A 519-nucleotide genomic window follows, 5' to 3' on the forward strand; every position below is an offset into this window, starting at 1 on the left:
CCAAGGCCCTGAATTCTCTGAACCCGGAGATGGCGCGCGCCATCGACGAAACGCTGAAGCGCTGGCGTGACGACGACACCGTCGCCCAAGTTGTCATCCAGTCCTCGGCCAAGCACTTTTGCTCTGGTGGCGACGTCCGTGCCGCGCGCGACGGTGTCCTCGAGGGGCGCCTGGATGAGGTCGATACGTTTTTTGCCGACGAGTACGCCATGAACTTAGACATTGCGAACTACCCCAAGCCGTACATCGCGCTGTGCAGCGGCGTGATCATGGGCGGTGGCATGGGGGTGTCGGCGCACGGTTCGCACATGGTGGTCACCGAGGATGCGTTTGCGTCCATGCCGGAGATGAACATCGGCTACATCACGGATGTGGGTATGTCGTGGTTGCTGCAGAACTTGCCGAAGCACCCGTCGCAGGCGCTTGGGGCGTTTTTGGCGCTGACGGGGTATCGGCTTACCCCCGATGACATGCTCGCCACCGGTCTGGCGACGCACAAGGTTGCCTCGCTCGAGGGAG

At 62.4% G+C, this 519-nt stretch carries 1 protein-coding gene; it reads left to right on the forward strand.

Going from position 1 to position 519, the window contains the following annotated elements:
* The coding region (locus tag HMPREF3120_RS04790; protein ID WP_210384496.1) for an enoyl-CoA hydratase/isomerase family protein at nt 1-519 on the forward strand (519 nt) is incomplete at both ends.

Origin of the sequence: Corynebacterium sp. HMSC11D10, from assembly GCF_001806995.1 — a bacterium.
GTDB lineage: Bacteria > Actinomycetota > Actinomycetes > Mycobacteriales > Mycobacteriaceae > Corynebacterium > Corynebacterium coyleae.